At 66.1% G+C, this 19,894-nt stretch carries 14 protein-coding genes; 3 read left to right on the top strand and 11 right to left on the bottom strand.

Annotation, left to right across the window (positions count from 1 at the left end):
* Positions 1-24: 24 nt before the first annotated feature.
* The 3 genes from CPBF1521_RS20725 to CPBF1521_RS20715 all read right to left on the bottom strand — a co-directional run bounded on the left by CPBF1521_RS20725 (position 25) and on the right by CPBF1521_RS20715 (position 2,048).
* Complete coding sequence (locus tag CPBF1521_RS20725) at positions 25-1,029, bottom strand: 2-hydroxyacid dehydrogenase (protein WP_115678140.1); 1,005 nt, start codon at positions 1,027-1,029, stop codon at positions 25-27.
* Between the two features lie 235 nt (positions 1,030-1,264).
* Positions 1,265-1,423 carry a DUF2256 domain-containing protein gene (locus CPBF1521_RS20720; RefSeq protein ID WP_115678139.1) on the bottom strand — a complete coding sequence of 53 codons (159 nt, stop codon included), beginning with the start codon at positions 1,421-1,423 and terminating at the stop codon, positions 1,265-1,267.
* Between the two features lie 325 nt (positions 1,424-1,748).
* Positions 1,749-2,048: a SymE family type I addiction module toxin gene (locus tag CPBF1521_RS20715; RefSeq protein ID WP_232099136.1), complete on the bottom strand. Its 300-nt coding sequence runs from the start codon at positions 2,046-2,048 to the stop codon at positions 1,749-1,751.
* Between the two features lie 464 nt (positions 2,049-2,512).
* Between CPBF1521_RS20715 and CPBF1521_RS20710 the strand changes: the two genes are divergently transcribed.
* A complete protein-coding gene (locus tag CPBF1521_RS20710) occupies positions 2,513-2,899 on the top strand; it encodes a bleomycin resistance protein (RefSeq protein ID WP_115678137.1) in 387 nt (128 codons plus the stop codon).
* A 92-nt stretch (positions 2,900-2,991) separates the two neighbouring features.
* On the opposite strand, the gene CPBF1521_RS20705 is transcribed toward CPBF1521_RS20710, so the two are convergent.
* The 7 genes from CPBF1521_RS20705 to CPBF1521_RS20675 all read right to left on the bottom strand — a co-directional run bounded on the left by CPBF1521_RS20705 (position 2,992) and on the right by CPBF1521_RS20675 (position 15,845).
* A complete protein-coding gene (locus tag CPBF1521_RS20705) occupies positions 2,992-4,095 on the bottom strand; it encodes a type I restriction endonuclease (RefSeq protein WP_104649851.1) in 1,104 nt (367 codons plus the stop codon).
* Between the two features lie 202 nt (positions 4,096-4,297).
* Positions 4,298-5,758 carry a mannitol dehydrogenase family protein gene (locus CPBF1521_RS20700; protein WP_115678136.1) on the bottom strand — a complete coding sequence of 487 codons (1,461 nt, stop codon included), beginning with the start codon at positions 5,756-5,758 and terminating at the stop codon, positions 4,298-4,300.
* A gap of 149 nt (positions 5,759-5,907) precedes the next feature.
* Positions 5,908-8,526 carry a glycoside hydrolase family 3 protein gene (locus CPBF1521_RS20695; protein ID WP_181901336.1) on the bottom strand — a complete coding sequence of 873 codons (2,619 nt, stop codon included), beginning with the start codon at positions 8,524-8,526 and terminating at the stop codon, positions 5,908-5,910.
* Between the two features lie 71 nt (positions 8,527-8,597).
* Positions 8,598-10,289 (bottom strand): glycoside hydrolase family 43 protein, encoded by a 1,692-nt coding sequence (locus CPBF1521_RS20690; protein WP_115678134.1) that lies wholly within the window; start codon positions 10,287-10,289, stop codon positions 8,598-8,600.
* A 125-nt stretch (positions 10,290-10,414) separates the two neighbouring features.
* Positions 10,415-11,674 carry a D-mannonate dehydratase ManD gene (manD, locus tag CPBF1521_RS20685; protein ID WP_115678133.1) on the bottom strand — a complete coding sequence of 420 codons (1,260 nt, stop codon included), beginning with the start codon at positions 11,672-11,674 and terminating at the stop codon, positions 10,415-10,417.
* Between the two features lie 11 nt (positions 11,675-11,685).
* A complete protein-coding gene (locus CPBF1521_RS20680) occupies positions 11,686-13,638 on the bottom strand; it encodes a sialate O-acetylesterase (protein WP_115678132.1) in 1,953 nt (650 codons plus the stop codon).
* Positions 13,635-15,845 (bottom strand): alpha-glucuronidase family glycosyl hydrolase, encoded by a 2,211-nt coding sequence (locus CPBF1521_RS20675; protein ID WP_115678131.1) that lies wholly within the window; start codon positions 15,843-15,845, stop codon positions 13,635-13,637. The genes CPBF1521_RS20680 and CPBF1521_RS20675 overlap by 4 nt, the downstream gene beginning before the upstream one ends.
* A gap of 161 nt (positions 15,846-16,006) precedes the next feature.
* Between CPBF1521_RS20675 and CPBF1521_RS20670 the strand changes: the two genes are divergently transcribed.
* The gene (locus CPBF1521_RS20670; protein WP_161960193.1) at positions 16,007-17,080 is read left to right on the top strand and encodes a LacI family DNA-binding transcriptional regulator; all 1,074 of its coding nucleotides are present in this window, start codon (positions 16,007-16,009) and stop codon (positions 17,078-17,080) included.
* Positions 17,081-17,149: 69 nt separating this feature from the next.
* Here CPBF1521_RS20670 and xylA read toward each other — a convergent pair whose 3' ends face one another.
* Positions 17,150-18,487, bottom strand: coding sequence for a xylose isomerase (gene xylA / locus CPBF1521_RS20665; protein WP_115678130.1), 1,338 nt, complete (start codon positions 18,485-18,487; stop codon positions 17,150-17,152).
* A 477-nt stretch (positions 18,488-18,964) separates the two neighbouring features.
* On the opposite strand from xylA, the gene ttcA reads away from it, so the two are divergent.
* Entirely contained in the window at positions 18,965-19,885 is a 921-nt protein-coding gene (gene ttcA / locus CPBF1521_RS20660; RefSeq protein ID WP_115678228.1) for a tRNA 2-thiocytidine(32) synthetase TtcA, read from the top strand.
* Positions 19,886-19,894: the final 9 nt, after the last annotated feature.

The following is a 19,894-nucleotide window of genomic DNA, read 5'->3' as shown; positions in this document are numbered from 1 at the left end:
GGTGGTGAACGGGAAAGGTGACGCTTACGGTGTCGGAACAAGATTGGCGCACGGGGAGCCCGCAGCGAAATCAGCGAGGTTGCGCAGGGTGATTTCGGAGATCTCCTGCAGCGCCTCGGCGGTGAAGAATCCCTGGTGCCCGGTGACCAGGACATTGGGGAAGGTCATCAGGCGCTGGAACGCCTCGTCGTCGATGATCTCGCCCGAGCGGTCCTGAAAGAACAAGGCGCTTTCCTGCTCGTAGACATCGATGGCCAGATGGCCGAGCTGGCGGGACTTGAGCGCGCGGATCACCGCATCGGTATCCACCAATCCACCGCGCGAGGTGTTGACCAGCATCGCCCCCGGCTTCATCGACGCCAGCGCCGCATCGTCGATCAGGTGCTGCGTGGCCGGTGTCAGCGGGCAGTGCAGCGAGACGATGTCTGCACGTGCAAGCAGCGTCTCCAGTTCCACCCGCTGCCCGATTGCAGCGAAGCCGGGTGTGGGATAGGGGTCAAAGCCCAGCACCTCGCAGCCCATCCCGTTGAAAATACGTGCAGTCGCCAGCCCGATCTTGCCCAGCCCGACCAGGCCCACCGTCTTGCCATGCAAGGTGCGGCCGAGCAGGCCGTTGAGCATGAAGTTGCCCTCGCGCACGCGGTTGTAGGCGCGGTGCGTCTGCCGGTTGAGCGTCATGACCAGCGCCAGCGTGTGCTCGGCCACCGCTTCGGGCGAGTAGGCCGGCACGCGTGCCACGAACAGGCCAAGTGCGGTGGCCGCGGCAAGGTCCACATTGTTGAAACCTGCGCAGCGCAGCAGCACCGCGCGCACACCGCTGGCGTGTAGCGCCTGCAGCACGGCCGCATCGAGCTGGTCGTTGACGAACACGCACACCACCTGGCACCCCTGCGCCAGTGCGGCAGTCTGCAGATCCAGCGTTGCCTCGAAGTAAACGAACTCGGCTGCACATTCCACGCCCAGGCGCAGTTTTGCTTCGTCGAGAAAGCGCTTGTCGTAAGGGCGCGTGCTGAAGACAGCCATTTTCATGCGGGAAACTCCATAGGTGCGGGAATACGGTAGCCCACCCAACCGGGCCTTTTCCACCGCGTTTTTGCCAATCGCCGCGACCACGACCAGCGCCAGTGGCGATGCGGACATCGAACCGGTGCCGAGGTTCGTTACTGCACAGCGCGCACCCACACTACGCGAGTGCGCCCGTGTGTGACGGTCTGGCGCTGGTGGGCGCGCGTAGTGGTGATCGGCAATGCGCACATCGTGCAGGTCACGGAGGCGGACGCGTCCGCTTGCTTTCGCCACGGCAGCGGTCGGAGCAGTACTTCACCTGGTCCCACACGCGCTCCCACTTCTTGCGCCAGCGAAACGGCCGCCCGCAGTGCATGCAGGGTTTCTCAGGCAATTCGTGTTTCTTGCGCATGGTCATGCGGCGCGTGAGCCTAACCGGAGGTGGGTGGGGCGTGGATGAGGCCAAGCATGTCATGTCGCGCGGTGCCCTGCAGATGCCGGTGCAGGCAACACGCTCCGTGCCGCTGGCGGCCCACGCGCAACGCGGCCTTGCTTCGCTGCCCCGTATCAGAACAGACATGTTGCTCTCGCGTGCAGACGGCACAGGCAGCCTTCTGTCTCCAACGCAAGCAGGATCGGGCAGGCTTCCTGTTCCAATCCGGACGAGGGCAACAAGCACACCTGCCCCCGTGCAAGGGAGCAGGTGCCACAAGCGCCGCATCAGGGCCCTTGGCCCATACGGGTCACTTTCGGCGTGGTTTCACCGCAGCCAGCGCGGGTGCCATGCGGCTGATCAACAGCACGCCGCGTCCCACCGTGACCTGCAGCGCATCGCCAACCGCGAAACCGCAGTGCTCCAGCCAACGTCCGGACAGCCGCAGCTTGGGCACCGCGCAGCCGACGACATCCTCGGCCCGCCGCACGTCGTAGTGCTGGCAGCTCATGGTGACCCGCTCGGGAATACGGAAGCCGGGCTTGCGCAACGGTGGGGTGGGCGCTGGCGATGGATCTGCCGCCGACTCCATGTCGGTCACGGCGGACACCGAACTTTGCCTTGATCCGGTACGTGCGACAGCAGAGCGCTTGGATGGCGATGCAGAGCGTGCATGGGCAGTCGCTTTGGGGCGGGTCATATCGAACTCCTTGTGTGATAGGAAGTCCGCCACCTCGCTGCTAAACAAGGGTGGCGAACGATGCGCGGTTAGCAGACCGGTCACAAGGAACCGGCAGACCTTGCGGTCTCCGCGCACCGCCCGCCGTAAAGCGAGCACGCCTGCCCGCGCGACACGTCGGGCAAAAGAAAAGCGCCGACATCGTGCAATGGGCGCTGGTGCGCCTTGTGATTACAGGCTGCTAAACCCGGCTGCGGAATGTGCCGCAGCAAGGAGATCTTGCGACTCGCCATTGGAGCGAGTCAAGACAGGACGGCACGGCGCTCAACCGATCTGTCGGATATGGCGTATCGTTGCGTCCAACGGCGACTTCGTTCTCCCACTACGAGAAAGCGATGACTTCCAGTGCCCAGGTGCCAGACCGTACGATTCCGCTGCTACCGGCTCGCTCCATCGAGCGCACCGTCGCCTTCTACCGGCGGCTTGGCTTTGTCGGCGATGCGCATCCGCACGATGCAGGCTACGCGATCCTGACCCGTGGCGAGGTGGAACTGCATTTCTTCGCGCACCCGGACCTGGATCCTGCTGCCTGCTATGCGGGGTGCTACATCCGGGTTTGCGATGTCGATGCGGTCTACGCTGCCATGCGTGCGGCGGAGCTTCCGCTGCACGGCATCCCCCGGCTCGATCCTGTCGGCGACAAGCCCTGGGGAATGCGGGAATTTGCGCTTGTCGACGAGAATGGCAACCTGCTCAGGATTGGGCAGGTGATCGGAGGCTGAACCTTCCGTCCACCGGCCAGCCTGATTAACTCGGGTAAGCAGGAGTGAAGCTGGTTGATTGGCTGCATCAACCAGCCTCCACGAACCCCTGATCAAGCTTCCTGAGGCAGGTAGGATGCGACAGTGGCCTTGATCTTGTCTGCAAAGCTGTAGATGTCGTCGATCGAGCCGAGGTCGAGTTGTTCTTCTTCCTTTTCCTGATTGAAGACACCAAGTCGAAGCCGTTGAAGATTGTTGAAGCGCAGCCTGCAGATCGGTTTTCTGTTGTTGTCGTCGAGTAGCACTGCGCAGTAGCTTTGGGCATCCCGCATGAAGACCCGCTTGCCAGGAATCACTTCGCGCACAATGGCCCGAACGATGTGAAACCCTTCGATTTCTTCCGGAGTGGTGACGATCAAAGGATCAGCCAGCAATGGCGGTGTCGCGACGGCCGGTTGCTCTGCAATGACACTCCCAGCGTGATCGCTGATGGAGATTGCCTCAGGAGCCATGGCGCCTTTAAGCCGTTCATTGATCCGCTCGCTAACCAGCTGATCGAAGGCGCGACGCGTGATCGATGTGAACTGATCGCGGATCGCCGGCGTAAAACGCCGAGCTCCGACAAGGTCTGCTGAAACCAGTTTGACGAACTCTTCGGTCGGTTGATGCATCCACTCCGTCAGTTTGGTTTGGATGGCGCGCGTGTACTTCAACTCATTGGCAGTCGTCAGGATCGTATCCAGATCGAACGCCGTCTTGGCAAACTTCTTCAATTCTTCGACGTCGCGTTCCTTGAAGTCCAAGACGTTGAACTCGAAGAACGGTTTCTCATCCATCTTGTTGGGTTGCTCAAGATCGGTAAAGAACCGATAGACCAAGCCGTTGGTGAGAACCCCGAACCGGGCAGCAGTGACGTGGAAGTAGCGAAAAAGTTGACTGGCATGGTTGATGCTCAGCTCAGCGCCTGCCTTCTTGCATTCGAAAAGAATGATCGGTTTGCCATCGCGAAGTATCGCGTAATCAACCTTCTCGCCTTTCTTGGTTCCCACATCGGCCACAATTTCTGGCGTGACTTCGAGTGGATCGAAGACGTTGTATCCCAGAATCTGGATTAGCGGCATCACCATCGCATTCTTGGTGGCTTCCTCCGTCTGAATCAGTGCCCGCGTTGTACTAATGCGCGTCGCAAGTACGCGCAGTTGATCAATGAAATCCATCCACGTTGCTCCTTTCCCCAATTTGGCAATTTCTACCACAGCAAAGGCAACGGGTGACGCAGTTACAGCGAATTTTGTCCGGCTTATGGATCAGCTCGTTTTATCGAGCTGGAGTAGCAACGTCATGCGCAGGACAAAGTCAGGCCTGCCAAAAAACTTATTCCCCGGGCCGGATTGGCTTCTGAAATGAGGAATTTCAGCCCTATTCCATTAGGGCATTTTGCACGTGTGCCGGACTGCCGGGAGACAGCGCTGCGTATGAATGTTCTAGCGCCTTCACAAAACGCACATCGCCGGAAAGCGACGCGAATACCGCATCCACGGTGAGGAATGCCGCGATGTCATGGGCGGCATCGCCGGTGGCCGAGCGGCCGATGTCGCTTAGCTCTTCGCTCAGCGGGTCGACCAGGGCCGCTCCATGACCAGCCTGCCTGCACACGAACTGCAGCCAGGCCGCTACCGGAATGCAGAGCCGGTCGATCCGCCGCCCAGCAGCCAGTGCATCGCCGATGACGCCGAGCAGGCGTACCGGGATCTTCTGCGAGCCGTCCCAGGCGATCTGGGCGAGCAGGTGGCGGATGGCGGGGTTGCCGAAGCGGGCCAGGATGGCGTCGACGTACTGCTGCGCATCGAAGCCTTGCATGGGTTGTAGAGTGGGGGCGATGTCTTCGCGCATCAGGGTTTCGACGAAGGCGGCCAGTGGCCGGTGGCGCATGGCATCGGCGACGGTTTCCAATTCGAGCAGGCTGCCGAGATAAGCAAGTGCGGAGTGCGGACCGTTGAGCAGGCGCAGCTTGGCGCGTGCATAGCCGGCGATGTCGTCGCTGAGGATCACGCTCGCCCGCTCGAACGCGGGGCGGCCGTTGCAGAAGCGGTCTTCGATCACCCACTGGCTGTAGCGCTCGCGTTGGATCGGCCAGGCGTCGCGCAGGCCGGTTTGCGCTTGTACTTGCGCGCGCAGCGCGTCGTCGCTGGCGGGGGTGATGCTGTCGACCATCGACCGTGGGAAAGTGGCGTGCTGGTCGATCCACGCCGCAAGCGCTGGATCGTGTTGCTGGGCGAGCCGCAACACCGCGCGGCGCAGCAGGCTGCCGTTGTCGGGCAGGTTGTCGCAGCTGAGCACGGTGAACGGCGCAATACCCTGCTGCCTGCGCTGGTGCAGGCCGGCGACGAGATAGCCGATGGCGCTGCGCGGTGTGCCGGGGTGGGCGATGTCGTGCGCGATGTCGGGGTGCGTAAGGTCGAGCGTGTCGCCAGCCAGGCAGTAGCCTTTTTCGGTGATGGTGAGGGTGACCAGCCGCACGGCGGGATCGGCCAGGCGCGCGAGCACGGCGGCCTGTTCGTCAGCGGCGCACAGCACCTCGCGGATGGCGCCGATGATGCGCAGTTGCGGGTGCTCGTCGAGCAGGGCGAGGGTGTACAGGCCGTCCTGTGGGCGCAGCGCGTCGCGCACGCTTGGGCTGTGCAGGGAGACGGCGCAGATGGCCCAGCTGGGATCGTCTGCGAGCAGGTCATCGATGTAGACGGCTTGGTGGGCGCGGTGGAAGGCGCCTGCGCCTAGATGGACGATGCCGATGGTGGTTGCAGCTGTGCCATAAGCGGGCGTTAAAACTACTGGCGGCAGGGTGGCAAGGGTGTCGAGCGAAAGACGTGGGGCTTGCATCGTGGTGTCTGCGTATTAGGGATGTGTGGTGGAGTCGCCTGCGCCGTACCCTCACCCCAACCCCTCTGCCGAGGGGAGAGGGGCTTAGGGCAATCGCGGCCGGAGGGTTTCTTTGCCCACGTCCGCAGAGCGAGGGGCTTCGAAGGGCGCTACTTGTCGGTGACGGTGAAGCGTTGCCTGCTGCGGATATCGGCGCTGGAGGCGCCGATCTGCACCTCGTAGGCGCCTGGGTCCACCGCGTAGGCCTTGCGCTGCTCGTCGTAGATGCGCAGGGCGTCTTGTGCCTTGATGGTGAAGCGCAGCTGGCGTTGTTCGCCCGGCTGCAGGGTGATGCGCTGGAAGCCGTGCAGTTCCTTGTTGGCGCGTTCGCGTTGCGGCGTGAGCGGATGCAGGTAGAGCTGCACCACTTCATCGCCGGCGCGTTGGCCGGTGTTCTTCAGCATGACCGTGGCCGTGAGTGAGCCATCGGCGGCCACGGTGTTGCGATCCAGCTGCAGATCCGAATAGGCGAACTGCGTGTACGCCAGCCCATGGCCGAACGGGTACAGCGGCTTGCCGGCAAAGTAGCGATAGGTGCGGCCGCGCATGGCGTAATCGTCGAAGGCGGGCAGGCGCTCGTCTTCGCGGTAGAAGGTGATCGGCAAACGGCCGCCGGGGCTGGCCTGGCCGAACAGCACATCGCCCACCGCGCTGCCGCCGCGTTGGCCGGGGTACCAGGCCAGCAGGATGGCGGGCACATGCTGCTGCGCCCAGTCGATGGCCAGTGCCGAGCCGGTGGTCAGCACCGCCACCACCGGCGTGCCGGTGGCCTGCAGCGCCTGCAGCAACTCGCGCTGTGGTTTGGGCAGGCGAGTGTCGGTGCGGTCGCCGCCGGCAAAGCCGGGATAGTTGACGTCCATCTCCTCGCCTTCGACATCGCCGGTGAGCCCGCCCACGAACACCACCACCTCGGCATTGCGTGCGGCGTCCACCGCCTCCTGCAGCGGCGGCTTGGCGCCGGGCATGCGCCAGGCCAGGCGCACGCCGGCATCGCGGGTGGCCTCGTAATACTCCACACGCAGGTCGTAGGCCTTGCCGCCTTCCAGTGCGACGCTGGCATTGCCGCCGCGCATGCGCGGCGCGTCGCTCCATTGATCGATCAGCAGCTTGCCGTCCAGATACAGACGCACGCCATCGTCGGCGGCGATCTGCAGCTCGTAGCTGCCCGACACCGGCGGCAGCAGCTGGCCATGCCAACGGACGCTGAAGTCGTCCTTGGCCAGCGCACGCTCGGCCTGCAGTTCACCGCGGCCCACTGCATCATCGGTAGGTGCATTGCGGTCCCAGCGGAAGGCGATGCGCGGGTCGATGCGGGTCAGCACCGGCTGGCCGGCCAACGCACGTCCACGGAAGTACTCGCCGGTGAGGCCGTTCTGTTTGGCATCTGGCGACGGGCGCAGATAGCGCGTGTCGATCGGTGCGGCGGCGTTGGGGTCTTCGCGTCCTTCCACCAGGTCGCTGCCGCGTGCGTAGACCACCTGCGCCTGCGGCGCGGCCTCGCGGATGCCCTGCAGGATGGTGACCGGCGCAGCCGGGGTGCCGTAGTAATTGCCCAGCAGCGACATCGGGTCGTCGGCGGTGGGCCCGATCACGGCGATGCGCTTGAGCGTGGGTTTGAGCGGCAGCAGGCCATCGTTCTTCAGCAACACCAGCGATTTGCGCGCGATGCGGCGCGCCAGTGCATCGTGCTGCGGCGATTGATTGGCCGAGGGCGGAATCTGCGCCCACGGCACCTTGGCCGGCGGGTCGAACATGCCCAGCCGCATGCGCGTGGTCATCAGCCGCTTGAGCGCGGTGTCGATGCTGGCTTCGTCGATCAGGCCCGCACGCACCGCCGCCGGCAACGCAGCATAGGTGTCGCCACAATCCAGGTCTGTGCCGTGCTTGACGCCGAGCGCGGAGGCGGCCTCGGGCGTGGGCACGATCTTGTGGTTCTGCCAGATGTCGCGGATGGCGGCGCAGTCGCTGACGATATAGCCATCGAAGCCCCAGTCGCGGCGCAGGATGCCTTCCAGCCGCGTGCTGGCCGAGGCGGATTCGCCGTTGACGCGGTTGTAGGCGCCCATCACCGCGGCGACCTTGCCTTCCTGCACCAGGGCCTGGAAGGCGGGCAGGTAGGTCTCATACAGATCGCGTTCGCTGGGATGCACGTCGAAGTGATGGCGGTCCGCCTCCGGGCCGCTGTGCACCGCAAAGTGCTTGGCAGTGGCATCGAGCTTGCGGTACGGGCCCTGCTGGGCCTGCAGGCCCAGCACGAAGGTCACGCCCATGCGCGCGGTCAGGAACGGGTCTTCGCCGTAGGTTTCCTGCCCGCGACCCCAGCGCGGGTCGCGGAAGATGTTGATGTTGGGCGACCAGAAGGTGAGCCCCTGGTAACGCTTGTGCTCGCCGCGTGCCAGGAACGCGTGATGCTTGGCGCGTGCCTCGTCGCCGATGGCGATGGCCACCTCGGCCATCAACGGCGTATCGAAGGTGGCCGCCAGGCCGATCGCCTGCGGAAACACGGTGGCGCCGCCGGCACGCGCCACGCCGTGCAGCGCCTCGTTCCACCAATCGTATTCGGGCACCTGCAGGCGCGGGATCGCCGGGGTGGCGTTCTGCATCTGCGCGGCCTTTTCCTCCAGCGTCATGCGCGCCACCAGGTCGGCCGCGCGTACATCGAACGGGCGCTGGGTATCCAGGTATGGCGGCGGCGTTGCGGCCTGCGTGGCGGTGGCGGCAAGCGCCATCGCCAGCAGTAAGCCGCGCGCAGGTGGGCGACTCGGGGTGGTGGCGCGGTGGGCGGGGTGCGAATGCATGGTCAGTCCTCCTGGGTGCGGTGCGGTTCCAGCTGGGCAAACGGCCCGATCATGCTGCCGACGAAACCGCCGGCCTGTGTGGTGCTGAGCATGCCTGCATCGTCGTTGCGGCGTAGCGATTGCCAGCCGCGCCCATCGGCATCGAAGGCGAAGCTGTACGCCCCACCGTCGCCGCTGATCTGCAGGCGCAACTGTGCGGTTGCGGGGATGCGTGTGCGTGCGAGCGTGGTGGTTGTTGCGCCCTCGCGCTTGTCGAGGAAGACGTCCAGCGCATCGCCGTTGCGTCGCACGCCCAGCGCATACCACGCGTTGGAATTCTGAAAGGCAGCAAGCCCTGCGCTGATGCCGGCCTGCGTGGGTACCGCCAAGGCCGTGCTTGCGGTAAAGCGCGTGTGCTGCTGGCGACGTGCGAGGAAGGCGGGTGTGGCGGTGCTGTCCAGGCCGTGTGCATTGGCATGCAGCGTCACCCAACCGGCGCGCGTGCGCAGGTTGGCCACTTCATGTTTGGGCACACGTAAATAAAGCCATTCGCGCTGTAATGAGGTGCCGGCGAAGTCGTCGCGCCAGGTGAAGTTGCCCGACAACGGGGCTTGATCGGCCGGTGTCTTGCCGCCGCGCGGGCTCTGTGCGTGATACGGAATCGGCTCGCCGGCCGGCAGGATCGACGGCCAACCATCACGCCAGTGCACCGGCAGCAGGAAGGTTTCGCGCCCGGTGTTGTAGCGCTCGCCCGCATACGGGCGGCTGGCCAGGAACACCGCCCACCATTGCCCGTCCGGTGTGTCCACCAGATCCACATGCCCGGCATTGCTGATCGGATGCGCGCGCTCGGCCGGAAGGTCGCGCTGAGTCAGGATCGGGTTGTGCGGCGAGGCCTCGAACGGCCCCCACACGTTGCGGCTGCGCAGCACCACCTGCGAATGCTGCGGCCCGGTGCCGCCTTCGGCACACGAGAGGTAATACCAACCGTCGCGTTGATACAGATGCGGGCCTTCGATCCAGATCGGCTTGCTGGCCAGCTCCACGCCACCGTTGAGCAACACCTTGCGTGGGCCGACCGGTTGATTGCTGGCGATGTCGAAACGCTGCATCCAGATCGCGCGATGGCCGTCGTACAACGGCGTGCCTTGCGGCGGGCCGTTGTTGAGTAGATACGCGCTGCCGTCGGTGTCGAAGAACAGCGACGGGTCGATGCCATCGATGCCCGGCAACCACGTCAGTGGCGACCATGGACCTGCGGGATTGCTGGCACTGGCGATGAAATTGCCGCCGCTATCGACCGATGTACCTACGACATAGAAACGTCCGGCATGATGACGGATGCTGGCAGCGAACATGCCGCGCGACACGCCCAGCCCGTCGTAGTCGAGCTGCTCGCGGCGTTCGACCACATTGCCGATCTGCGTCCAGTGCACAAGATCGGTACTTTCGAACACCGGAATCGCCGGGAAATACGCAAACGTGGAATTGACCAGGTAATAGCGCTCGCCTACGCGCGTCACGCTGGGGTCCGGATAGAACCCGGCCAGCACCGGATTGCGGTAATGACCGGCCGGCAGCGGTTTGGTGAACACCGTATCGTCGCCACGATAGTCGAACCAATCGAAAGCGACATCGGCCTGCGCTTGCGCCTGCACGGTCGTGGGCGCGAGCACTGCGATGACAGCGCTCAACACCACGTGGCGAGCCAGCATCAGAGCAACGCAGGCGGCGCGCAGACGCCGCAGGCTCGACGCCGGCTCCGCATGCCGGACAGGCCCGCTTGGCTGCCGCAAGGGCGTTGTATGGGGGGCGCCTGGACGCACCGCGCTAGACCGCATCACCAGTCCCACATCGCGCCGTCTTCCAGCCGCGCCACCGGCAACTGCTTGGGCACGTAAGGGTACTTAGCGGCCAGGGTTTCGTCGATGTCCACGCCATGCCCGGGTGTTTCGCCGCAATGCAGGCGTCCATCGCGGAACACGTAATCGTGCGGGAATACCGCATTGGCCTCGTCGGAATGGAACATGTATTCCTGGATGCCGAAGTTGGGCACCCAGGTGTCGAAGTGCAGGGCCGCGCCCATGCACACCGGCGACAGATCGGTGGCGCCGTGGAAGCCGGTGCGCACCTGATGCAGCGCGGCGAAGTCGGCCAGCCGGCGCACGTGGGTGATGCCGCCGGCGTGGACGATGGTGGTGCGGATGTAGTCGATCAACTGCTGCTCGATCAGGTGCTTGCAATCCCAGAGCGAGTTGAACACCTCGCCCACCGCCAGCGGCGTCACCGTGTGCTGGCGAATGATCTCGAACGCGCGCTGGTTTTCCGCCGGCGTGGCATCTTCCAGCCAGAACAGCCGGTACGGCTCCAGGTCGCGGCCCAGGCGCGCGGCTTCGATCGGGGTGAGCCGGTGGTGGGCATCGTGCAGCAACTCGATCTCATCGCCGTGGTCGGCGCGCAGCTGCTCGAACAACTGCGGCACCACGCCCAGGTAGCGCGGCGTGGACCACACCGTTTCGGTGGGCAGTTCGCTTTCGGCCGGCTCGTACGGCTTGCCGCCGCTGGAAATGCCATAGGTCTTCTTGATGCCGGGCACGCCGCACTGCGCGCGGATCGCGATGAAACCCCGCTCGCGAAAGCGGCCCACCTCATCGCTGGTTTCGGCGATGTCGCGGCCATTGGCATGGCCGTACACCAGCGCGCCCTCGCGCGAGCGCCCGCCCAGCAGCTGATACAACGGCAGGCCGGCCATCTTGCCCAGAATGTCCCACAGCGCCACGTCCACCGCGGCGATGGCGCTCATCGTCACCGGGCCGCGCCGCCAGTACGCGCCGCGATAGAAGAACTGCCAGATGTCCTCGATGCGGCCGGCATCGCGGCCGATCAGGTTCGGCACCAGGTGTTCCTGCAGGTACGCTGCCACCGCCAGCTCACGGCCGTTGAGCGTGGCATCGCCCAGCCCGGTGATGCCCGAGCGGGTGCGGATCTTCAAGGTGACGAAGTTGCGCCCGGGGCAGGTGACGATGACGCGCGCCTCGACGATCTCGCGATCGCGGGCCGAGCCTTGCAGCGGAGCAGGGGAGTCAGGAGTCTGTGACATCGTGGTCTCGCTCAGGGAGAAGTGGCGGCAGTGATGGGAAGTTCGAACGGGCCGGCCGGCAGGCCGCTGCGGTCGTACAGCGTGCAGACCGGGCTTTCGGCCCAGCAGTAGCGCACGCGCGTGGGGTCCAGGCCGGGAGGAATGCGCAGAGCGATGGCGTGGTCGTGCACGGTGGCGACGGCATAACGACAGGTGTCGGGGGCGGCGGCACAGACCTCGAAACCGATCGGTGCATCGTTGCCATAACTCAGCAACGTGGTGTCCACGGCATCGAAGGCGATGCGCACGCCGTCGCCTGCGCGTTGCGCGCTGCGCGGTACCGGGCCGGAGGGCGCAAGCGCCTGCCCATACGCCACCTGCCGCGCCGCGCGCGCCAGGCGCCGGCCCAGTTCCTGCTTGTTGGCCGGGTGGATGTCGTAGCGGTCGCCGATGTCGATCGTCACCGCCAGGCCCGCGTGCGCATCGTCGGCGACGAAGCGGCGCTGTGCCTCGCGCAGCTGCGCCCAGCCGCTCTCCACCGGCTGGGTGGGCGGCGCGCCATAGTTGGCCAGTTGCACGATCAGCAGCGGCAATTGCGCACCGAAGCGCTGCCGCCAGTCGCGCTGCCATGCGGTGAGCAAGGCCGGGTAATGCGCGGCATCGCCGGCGTTGGATTCGCCCTGGTACCAAAGCACGCCACGCAGGCCGAGCTGGCCGAGCGGGGCGATCATGCCGTTGTACAAGGTGGTCAGCCCGGCCGCCGACGACCATGGCGCGCGCGGTGGCGAGCCCAGTTGCGGCGGCACGATGCGGTACTGCCAGGGTGCATCCAGCGGCAGCGTGCTGCCATCGGCGAACTGCAGCGCACGCGATTGCGCATCGCCCAGCAACCCGCCACGCCGATAGGTGTTGAGCACATTGAGCACGATGCTGTTGCGCCCGGCGTGCAGGCGCCCGCGCGGCAAGCGGTAGCGGCGCGGCTGATCGGCGCCGTAGCTGCTGCCCACGCCGCGCCCGTTGACCCAGGTCTGGTCCAGCTCGTCCACCGGCCCGAGCAGCAGGCTGGCGTCCTGCGCGGCCTGCGCCTGCGTCAGCTCCACGCTGGTGCGGTACCAGACCATGCCGTTGAAGCCGACCAGCTGCGGCACGCCCCAGTCGTCCCACGCGCCCAATGCCGCCGGTGCGGTTTGCCAGGCGCCGGGCGCGTCCGCTTGCCAGGGCTCGCCCTGGCCGTGCGCCTGCCACCAGGCTTCCCAAAGCGCGGCCCAACGCGGCGCCGCATCCACCGGGTCGACGGCGTATCGCGCCAGCACATCCAGTGCCGGGCCATCGTCGCCGGCGGCGCGCAAGGCTGTCTCGCCGATCCAGGCCTGCAGTTGCGAGCCGCCCCAGGAAGCATTGATCAGGCCCATCGGCACATCGACGGTCTTCTGCAACTCACGTGCGAAGTAATAGCAGGCGGCAGAAAACTCCTTCACCGTCTCCGGCGTGGTGAGCTGCCACGCGGCAGCGCCACCGAAGCTGCGCTGCGGTGTCGGGCTGGACTGCGCCGGCACCTTGAACATGCGGATGCGCGGGTTGTCGGCATCGGCGATCTCGCTGCGTGAATCCAGCGTGCGATGCACCGGCAATTCCATATTCGATTGGCCCGAGCACAGCCACACATCGCCGATCAGCACGTCGTTGACCTGCTGCGTCACGCCCGTGCCGGTGCGTGCGCTCAAGGTGTACGGGCCGCCGGCGGCGTGCGCAGGCAGGCGCGCTTCCCAATGGCCCTGCCGGTCTGCGCGCGCCTGCACCTGCTGCGCATCCAGTTGCACGCGCACGCGCGCGCCCGGGGCCGCATCGCCCCACACCCGGATCGGCGCATCGCGCTGCAGCACCACATGCTCCTGAAACAGCGCATGCAGCAGCGGCGCATCGACCGCCTGCGCCAGGGGCGGCAGCAGCGCTGCCATGACGGCCAGCAGCGTACGCGCGCTCATTTCGGATTCCCCGGCGCATACGGAAATTTCAATGCTTGGTAATACGCCAGCGGATGCGCCGGCGGCGCCGTGCCGGCAGGCAACGGCAGCCCGGACACACTTTGGAAGTAGGCGATGCTGGCATCGCGCCACCACTGCGCTTCGTCCTGCTGAATCGCCAGGAAACTTGCCACCTGCTGGTAACGCGGTGCATCGATCCTGCCGGCCAGGCCCTGCCAGGTCGCGCGCATCGCACGCACCTCGTCCACGCCGTGGTCGTAGTGCCACACCAGCTCGTCCCACAGCGGCCGCCCGGAGGCCATGCGGTGCTCCCAGGGCACATGGTGGAACCACAGCAGGTAACGCTCCGGCACGCGCTGCACATCGCCGAACACGCGCGCCACCGGCTTGGCGTATTGCGCCACCGCATTGCTGCCGCCGGCACTGCGATCGAAGCCGATGCCGTGACGGTCGGCGCGGTGGTAGTAGACCGGGTCCCAGTCCCGGCGCTCGCTGCCGGCATCCCACGGCGCCGGGCCGTAGTGATGGCCGCGCCCCATCAGGTGATGCAGGCCGAGCGGGGTCATGTAGTCCACCACCGCCTCGCGCGAGCGCAGCAGCATGTCCACCACGGGCATCACCACAGCAGTGTCATTGGAGAACGTCATACGCACCCAGTCCTGCGCGATGGCCTGCGGCGACACCTGCGGATTCCACGCCAGCCGCCCGTAGGCGTACCAGTTGGCCTGGTCGAAGATCGAGCCACTCCAGTTGCGGTCCGCCCCGATGTTGGCCACCCCGGCGATACCGGTCAGCCGCGTGCGGCCGGCATCCTTGAACAAACTGCCATCCACGCTGCTGGCCACCGTCGAGCCCTTGCCGCGCGCGTAGGTGTCGGCCTGCAGGGTTTCGGCAAACAGCGTGCCCAGGTAGGCCAGGTGGGTGGAAAAGCCCAGATACTCCTTGGTGATCTGGAATTCCGGCATCAACGGCGTCTTGCGCATCGCGCCGAACAGCGGATGGAATGGCTCGCGCGGCTGGAAGTCGATGGCACCATTTTTGACCTGCACGATCACGTTGTCGCGGAACCGGCCATCCAGCGGCAGGAACTCGCTGTAGGCCTGCTTTGCGCGATCGTCCGGCTGCTCATGCGAATAGACGAATGCGCGCCACATCACCACCCCGCCATGCGGCGCCAGCGCGTCGGCCAGCAGATTGGCGCCATCGGCATGGCTGCGTCCGTAGTCCTGCGGGCCGGGCTGGCCTTCGGAATTGGCCTTGACCAGAAAACCGCCAAAATCCGGAATGCGCGCGTAGATGGCGTCGGCGGTGTCGCGCCACCACCGCTGTACCTGCGGATCCAGCGGGTCCGCGGTCGTCAGGCCACCGATCTCGATCGGCGCGCTGAAGCGCGCGCTGAGAAACACGCGGATGCCATAGGGACGAAACACCCGGGCCAGTGCCGCCGCCTTGTCCAGGTACTGCGGCGTCAGGCTCCAGGCCTTGGCATTGACGTTGTTGAGCACGCTGCCGTTGATGCCCAGCGATGCATTGGCGCGCGCATAGTCGGTGTAGCGCGGATCCAGATACCCGGGCAGGGTCTGCCAGTTCCACAGGGACGCACCGGCATAGCCACGCTCGACCACCCCGTCCAGGTTGTCCCAGTGATTGAGCAGGCGCAGCTGCAGCCGCGGCGACTCGCGCAGGTCCAGCGCGGCCAGCGACTGGCCGGTCTGCAGCAGGCGCAGCAGGTGGAATGCCCCGTACAGCGCACCGACATCACTGCCGCCGACGATGGCGGTGGCGCGATGCCCGTCCACGCGGACACTGCGGATCAGATAGCCGTCGCGGCCCAGGCCGGTGGTCTGCAGGTGCAATGCCGCGATCTGCGGCGCAGCGGCCGCACCCAGCACGATCGCACCATCGCGCGTGACCGTGGCAGACGACGGCGGCGCAGCACCAAGCAGGCCCGACAGCCCACGCTGCAATTCATCGCGTGCGGCCTGCAACGTGGGCGAGTCGCCGGCGACGATCAATTCGCTCGCATTGCCGCGTAATTGCGCCGCGTTGGCCAGCGGGTGGTAGCGCAACCATAAATCGTAACCGTCTTCGGCGCGCGCATTGGCACTGGCCAGCACCAAGCCGGATAGCAGCAGCACCGCCAGCAACCATGGACGTGCCAAGGCACCGCAATACGCCATGCAACGCTCCGTTGCATGCGCGCTCATGCAGCTTGCTCCATCGACATCCACGTACACGGCGGCGTATCGCCGCTCTGCCTGCTTCCCGGTACCATGCGTCGCATCGTCGTGCACGCAGTGAGCGCTTGCGTTATCGCAACGGTTTGTGTGCATCGTGCAGGTTCGCCACCCACTTGAAGAGGCCACGCTTGGAGAAGGTCAGGAAATCGGTCCGCCGCACCAGCCGCGCGACCACCATCGACGAGGTGGCGGCGCTGGCGAAGGTCTCGCCGATGACGGTCTCGCGCGTGGTCAACAACAACGGCAGCGTGCGCGATGCCACCCGCGCACGCGTGCTGCGCGCGGTCGACAAGCTGGGCTACACGCCCAACCTGGCGGCCAGTGCCCTGGCCGCCGCGCAGAGCACGCGCATTGCGTTGATCTACAGCGACCCCAGCGGCGCCTACCTGCGTGAGCTGCTGCTGGGCGTGTTGCGGGTTGCCTCGCGCACGCCGATCCAGCTGGTGATCGATTGCTGGGACGACCTGGATGCAGACGCCGAACGCCGTGCCGCGCGCAAGCTCGCCAAGGGCGTGGCCGGGGTGATCCTGCCGCCACCGCTGTGCGAATCCAAGGCCGCGGTCTTGGAACTGGTCCGCGCCAAGGTGCCGGTGGTGGCGATCGCCTCCAACCATTTCAGCCCGGATGTGGCCTGCGTGCGCATCGACGAATTCGCCGCCGCCAAGGAAATCACCGAGCATTTGATCGCGCAGGGCCACACGCGTATCGGCTATATCGCCGGGCACCCCAACCTGTCGGCCAGCACGCGTCGCTTCGAAGGCTTTCAGGCGGCGCTGGCCGATGCCGGGCTGCGGCTGGATCGGCATCTGGTGCAGCCGGGCGACTACACCTACAAATCCGGCTTGGTCGCCGCCGAAAAGCTGCTGGCGCGCAAGCGTCGCCCCAGCGCCATCTTCGCCAGCAACGACGATATGGCCGCCGCTGCAATCTCGGTCGCGCATCGGCGCGGGCTGGATGTGCCACGCGATCTGTCGGTGGTCGGCTTCGACGACACCTCCGCCGCCACCGCGGTCTGGCCCGAACTCACCACCGTGCAGCAGCCCATCGCCGCCATGGCCGACGCCGCGCTGGACATCCTGTTGAAGACGATACGCGCCAAGGAGCGCACGGCGAAGATGGTCGATCATGTGGTCGCGCACCTGCTGGTCAAGCGGGATTCGGTGGCCGCACCGGCGGCGCCGGATGCAGCGGAACAGCCCTGACGCTGCACGCGGTTCTGCGCGCAGGCTGCCGGTGATCGCCTGCGCGTGCAGGCGGTCACCGGCACGGCATCAACGCGTCAGATACTGGTTGATCAGGTTCTCGTAGGCTTCCTGGCGGCCGCTGAGTTGCTTGGGTTCGTTGCCGGCCGCGTACTGGGCCAGATCCACCAGCGTGCTGCTGCCGTTGGCAAACTCCGCACCCGCGCCGCTGTCGAAGCTGGCGTAACGCTCGGCGCGCCACTGCTCCAGCGGCGAAGCGGTCAGCAGCGCATTGGCCACTTCCAGCCCGCGTGCGAACGCGTCCATGCCGCCGATATGCGCCAGGAACAGGTCCTGCGGATCGGACGACTCGCGGCGCACCTTGGCATCGAAATTCAGCCCGCCCGGTGCCAGCCCGCCCTGGCGCAGCACCACCAGCATGGCGCCGACGGTGTCGTACAGGTCAGTCGGGAACTGGTCGGTATCCCAGCCGTTCTGCGGGTTGCCGCGGTTGGCATCGATGCTGCCGAGCAGGCCGGCATCGGCTGCCACCTGCAGGTCGTGCTCGAAGCTGTGGCCCGACAGCGTGGCGTGGTTGGCTTCGATATTGAGCTTGAAGTCCTGGTCCAGGCCGTGCTGGCGCAGGAAGCCGATCACCGTGGCGCTGTCGAAGTCGTACTGGTGCTTCATCGGCTCCATCGGCTTGGGCTCGATCAGGAAGTTGCCTTGGAAGCCGATCGCACGGCCGTAGTCGCGTGCCAGGGTCAGAAAGCGCGCCATGTTGTCCTGCTCGCGCTTCATCTGGGTATTGTGCAGGCAGGCGTAGCCCTCGCGGCCGCCCCAGAACACGTAGTTTTCGCCACCCAGCTCGACGGTGGCATCGATCGCGGCCTTGACCTGCACCGCCGCACGCGCCACCACGTTGAAGTCCGGGTTGGTCGATGCACCGTTCATGTAGCGCGGGTGCGAGAACAGGTTGGCGGTGCCCCACAGCAGCTTGACGCCGGTGTCGGCTTGGCGCTGCTTGGCGATGCCGACCATGTGTTTGAGGTTGCGCTCGTACTCACCGATGTCGTCGGCATCCGGCGACAGGTCGATGTCGTGGAAGCAGTAATACGGCACGCCAAGCTTGGTGAAGAATTCGAACGCGGCATCGGCCTTGGCTTCGGCACGGTCCAATGCGGTGTTGCCGATATCCCACGGGTACGCGCGCGTGCCCGGGCCGAACGGATCGGCGCCATTGCCGCAGAAGCTGTGCCAGTAGGCCACGGCAAAGCGCAGATGCTCGGCCATGGTCTTGTCGCCGACCTGCTTGTTGGCGTCGTAGACCTTGAAGGCCAGCGGATTGTCCGAGTCGCGGCCTTCGAAGCCGATCTTGCCGATACCGGGGAAATATTCCTTGGCGCCGATGTAGACGGTGTTGCTCATGGGGCGGAACTCCTGCAAAGAGGCGAGGGAAGAAGGAAGGGCGTTGCAGACCAGTGGCCAGTCACGCAGCGCGGCAATCGTGCATGCGCACCGCCACCGCGCCAGCAGCGCGCACGCTCGATCAGCGCCGGGGACACATATGGGCGCAGGGCCTGACCCACGTCGCACAAAATGTTAGCGCTACCACACCTGCGACCGAAAAAAGCCGCGCGGTGGAGCGAAGCTGGAGATGCCATGCCGATCCCGAGTGAAGCGGTCTGCCCGACTTTACCCAGCCCGGCGCCGAAAGGCTTGCTGCGCTGCGAGATGTGCGCTGCCCCGACCACCTGCGGCACCCGCAGCCGCGTTGGGCCCGCTGACGCCGCAGCACCACCAGACGCACGCCGAACGCCCCGCCCGCAAGCGTCTGACCACCCGTTCAGCCGCGCACGCCCGGCGCCGGCCCGCCGCGCGCCGGGCAGCTACAATGGGCGGCTTATGACCGCTGTCCTGCCGCTGCCGCAACCCCTGGCCGACCCCGCGCCGCGCGACCCGCGCCAGCGGCTGCAGCGTGAGCAGCTGCGCCTGGGCAAACGCCTGCAGCGCCAGGTGGGCCAGGCGATTGCAGACTTCGGCATGATCGCGCCCGGCGACAAGATCATGGTGTGCCTGTCCGGCGGCAAGGACAGCTACACCTTGCTGGACATGCTGCTGCAGCTGCAGCGCAAGGCGCCGGTGCCGTTCACCCTGGTGGCGGTCAATCTGGACCAGAAGCAGCCCGACTTTCCCGCCCACGTCCTGCCCACCTATCTGCGCGGACTGGACGTGCCGTTCGCCATCGTCGAGCAGGACACCTATTCGGTGGTCAGCCGGGTGATCCCGGCCGGCAAGACCATGTGTTCGCTGTGCTCGCGGCTGCGGCGCGGCGCGCTGTATGCCTATGCGCAGGCGCACGGCGTGACCAAGATCGCGCTCGGCCATCATCGCGACGACATCGTCGCCACGTTCTTCATGAACCTGTTCCACCACGCCCGGCTCGCGGCGATGGCGCCCAAGCTGCGCAGCGACGACGGCCAGCACGTGGTGATCCGCCCGCTGGCCTATGTGCGCGAAGCCGACATCGCCGCTTACGCGCAGGCGCGCCAGTTCCCGATCATCCCGTGCAACCTGTGCGGCAGCCAGGAAAACCTGCAGCGCCAGCAGGTCGGCCGCATGCTGCAGCAATGGGACCGCGAGCAGCCCGGGCGGGTCGAGCAGATCGCCCGCGCGCTGGCCGATGTACGGCCCGAGCAACTGGCCGACCGCACCCTGTTCGATTTCCTGGCGCTGGGCCGCAATGGCGATGCAGCACCGCCCGATCCTGATCTCGATTCCAGCGCCTGGCTCGCCGCAGGCGACAGCGCACACGACAGCGACTGACGCGGCCAC

The organism is Xanthomonas euroxanthea, assembly GCF_900476395.1.
In the GTDB taxonomy this organism is placed as follows: domain Bacteria; phylum Pseudomonadota; class Gammaproteobacteria; order Xanthomonadales; family Xanthomonadaceae; genus Xanthomonas; species Xanthomonas euroxanthea.
Note: the sequence above shows the minus strand (reverse complement) of the source record. Positions and strands in the feature narration are given on the sequence as shown.

Excerpts from the sequence above, each read along its gene's own strand:
- CPBF1521_RS20725 (WP_115678140.1), bottom strand. The coding sequence starts at position 1,029 with ATGAAAATGGCTGTCTTCAGCACGCGCCCTTACGACAAGCGCTTTCTC.
- CPBF1521_RS20720 (WP_115678139.1), bottom strand. The coding sequence starts at position 1,423 with ATGACCATGCGCAAGAAACACGAATTGCCTGAGAAACCCTGCATGCAC.
- CPBF1521_RS20710 (WP_115678137.1), top strand. The coding sequence starts at position 2,513 with ATGACTTCCAGTGCCCAGGTGCCAGACCGTACGATTCCGCTGCTACCG.
- CPBF1521_RS20705 (WP_104649851.1), bottom strand. The coding sequence starts at position 4,095 with ATGGATTTCATTGATCAACTGCGCGTACTTGCGACGCGCATTAGTACA.
- CPBF1521_RS20700 (WP_115678136.1), bottom strand. The coding sequence starts at position 5,758 with ATGCAAGCCCCACGTCTTTCGCTCGACACCCTTGCCACCCTGCCGCCA.
- CPBF1521_RS20695 (WP_181901336.1), bottom strand. The coding sequence starts at position 8,526 with ATGGCGCTTGCCGCCACCGCCACGCAGGCCGCAACGCCGCCGCCATAC.
- CPBF1521_RS20690 (WP_115678134.1), bottom strand. The coding sequence starts at position 10,289 with ATGCTGGCTCGCCACGTGGTGTTGAGCGCTGTCATCGCAGTGCTCGCG.
- manD (WP_115678133.1), bottom strand. The coding sequence starts at position 11,674 with ATGTCACAGACTCCTGACTCCCCTGCTCCGCTGCAAGGCTCGGCCCGC.
- CPBF1521_RS20680 (WP_115678132.1), bottom strand. The coding sequence starts at position 13,638 with ATGAGCGCGCGTACGCTGCTGGCCGTCATGGCAGCGCTGCTGCCGCCC.
- CPBF1521_RS20675 (WP_115678131.1), bottom strand. The coding sequence starts at position 15,845 with ATGAGCGCGCATGCAACGGAGCGTTGCATGGCGTATTGCGGTGCCTTG.
- xylA (WP_115678130.1), bottom strand. The coding sequence starts at position 18,487 with ATGAGCAACACCGTCTACATCGGCGCCAAGGAATATTTCCCCGGTATC.
- ttcA (WP_115678228.1), top strand. The coding sequence starts at position 18,965 with ATGACCGCTGTCCTGCCGCTGCCGCAACCCCTGGCCGACCCCGCGCCG.